At 54.5% G+C, this 2,374-nt stretch carries 2 protein-coding genes and 1 pseudogene; all 3 read right to left on the reverse strand.

Annotated elements, in window-relative coordinates:
- A partial coding sequence (locus tag D5S03_RS09470) for a hypothetical protein (RefSeq protein WP_287043681.1) occupies positions 1–225 on the reverse strand: 225 nt, incomplete at its 3' end.
- Between the two features lie 134 nt (positions 226–359).
- A complete protein-coding gene (locus tag D5S03_RS09475; RefSeq protein ID WP_287043683.1) occupies positions 360–1,730 on the reverse strand; it encodes a S41 family peptidase in 1,371 nt (456 codons plus the stop codon).
- 458 nt (positions 1,731–2,188) lie between these two features.
- A pseudogene (locus D5S03_RS09480) lies at positions 2,189–2,374 on the reverse strand (hypothetical protein); the annotation flags it as partial.

Genomic DNA, 2,374 nt, shown 5'->3' on the forward strand with positions numbered 1-2,374 from the left:
ATGCCTCTTGCGACCAAGCTCCTGAGACACTGCTCTGTGCCGGCTGACTTCGCGCTGCATAAAATACTTCTTCCGGGTCTCGGACATGGGTGAATTTTCAATCTGTGCAAGGTTATCCCGGTAGGCCTGCATCTCGGCATCCCAGGCCACTTCAGTCTGTTTCCAGAGGTTGCCGATGGCCCAGAGTTCTTTGTCGGTGTAAAGAACAGGGTCCACCGCACTCATTGCCCGGCAAGGCGAAAGCAGCGCTAAAAAGACTATCAATCCTATACAGATCAAGTGCTGCAAAAAAAATTTCAGGCATAAATCATTATTCACACTGTTCACTCCTTAAACAGGGTAAGCATACCCAACCGGGTTTACCTCCAGGAACTTTTTTCCATATATTCCGCCAGGGACTCGAGTTCTCCTGCATGCCGGGCCAGGTCCGGATCATCCGAATTCCGGGCTTTATCTGACCAGATCCGTACCTGAACCTGGTTGGCCCCCAGAAGGTCCATATCGTGCTCAACAAGATTCAGCACCAGACTTACATAACCCGACGGCAGCCTGTCCCAGGCCCGCAGCGCCCGCACCGTGAGCAGGTCTTCTTCAGCCAGCTGTTGCAGTGTATACTGCTGCCTGGTTTCCGGCGGGGCATCCTGGGCTTCTAAAGCGGCCAGACCCTCCCGGACCAGATAAGCTGTGTCGTAAAGCCTGCTGCCGGCTACTTTAATGTCCGGCTGCAGTCCCTCAGGAGAACAGGGGGTTTCTTCAGGGCCCAGGACATATCCGTTGGTCATCTGCAGAACTGAACCATCGGACAGAGAAATCCGGGTCTGGGTGCTGCACTTGCCATAGGACGGCTCTCCTGCCAGGAGTGCTTTGCCGTGAAATTTAAGTGCTGCGGCGAAAGCCTCTGCCGCGCTGGCTGTATCCGGCCCTGTAAAAACAACTATCCGCCCTGAGAGCTTCTCCCCGGGAGGCGAGTTGACCAGTGTCTTGCCGGATTTTTTCGTCCAAAGGCCCCCCAGGGACTTGCCGGGCTCAATAAACAAAGCGGCGCAGTCCAGGGCCTCGAAAAGGTCTCCTCCCGTGGATTCGCGCAGGTCAATAAAAACCGGGCTGCTGCCTGCCCCCAGATAATCGATACTCACCCTGAGAGAGGCCCTGGTTCTCCCGGCTGCAAAATCCCGGATTCTCAGCACGGCCTGATCCTGGGGCTGCAAAAGCTCCACATGCAGAGGCCGGACAGCCTCTCTTTTCACACGGAGCTCTACCATGCCCTTCCCGGATAAAGGCCTGAGCTTCAGGTCAACCATCTTTCCCGGAGGCCCCTGAAGCATGGCTGCTGCTTTTTCAAGCTCTTCTCCGGCTACCCTGATTCCGTTAACTTCAAGAAGTACCGATCTCTCTGTCACTCCTGCTCTGGCCAGAGGACCATCCTGATAGGGTGAAACCAGGATCTCTTCGTCCCTGGAAAAAATCTCGGCCCCTATGCCTGTATATTGCGCTTCCAGGGCAGTCTGATGTACTGACTCGCCTTTTGCAAAATACCTGGCGTAGGCATCCAGAGACTGGAGATCATCCTGCAGAGTGTCTTTGCTCAGACTCTGCAGCAAAGCCTCATCCGGCGGGTCCGGCAGGTGCTGACGCAAAACCTGGCGTATTTCCTCCAGCAAAGGCTTCGCAGCAAGATCTGCCGGAAAAAAAAACAGCAGCAGAAAAAGCCAGGGTAGATGTTTTTTCATATAAGCACTTCCAGTTTCCAGGCAGTTAACACAAACTTCCAACAAACATGTTGATAACTTTTTCTGACATCCTGCCCCTCTGGATTAGATTACGAGCACGGCGTAAACTCCCCTCCTTAGCCAAGGAGGGGCCGGGGGTGGTTGTAACCGATCCCTTCATTGTCTCTCCCCTACTTTAAGAAGAAAGTATGGCTGTAGATGGGTATCCATGTGCGGGTGTAAAGATATTTTGACTCCCATACCCCCATACGCCCTTACTCCCATACTTCTTAAGGCCGGAGGGTGGTTGTAACCGATCCCTTCCTTATTTCGGATGTTGCCCCGAAGAGACCTCTTTTTCCGCGCAGGGTCGAGGAAAAAGCCTATAAATTTACCAGACTATTTCTGAACATTTCATAAGCCCCACCCCCAGGAGCAGCCGGGGCACAGGACCCTTTGACCTGCTGCTCCCTCGCAACCTAACCGCTGAGTTCCAAGGCCAGCTCCAGCAAAAGCTCGTACTCCTCCTGCAGGTAGCGCCTCTGCTCTTCCAGCTGCCTGCGGCGCAGGTCCACCTCTTCCCCGGCATCGCCGTGGCCATGGGTGCCTTCCAGCTGATCCAGGGCGCTTAGCTCCTGCTCCTGTTTTTGCAGGCCACTTTGCAG

It is taken from the genome of Desulfonatronospira sp. MSAO_Bac3, assembly GCF_003838035.1.
Lineage (GTDB): Bacteria > Desulfobacterota > Desulfovibrionia > Desulfovibrionales > Desulfonatronovibrionaceae > Desulfonatronospira > Desulfonatronospira thiodismutans.

Excerpts from the sequence above, each read along its gene's own strand:
- D5S03_RS09475 (WP_287043683.1), bottom strand. The coding sequence starts at position 1,730 with ATGAAAAAACATCTACCCTGGCTTTTTCTGCTGCTGTTTTTTTTTCCG.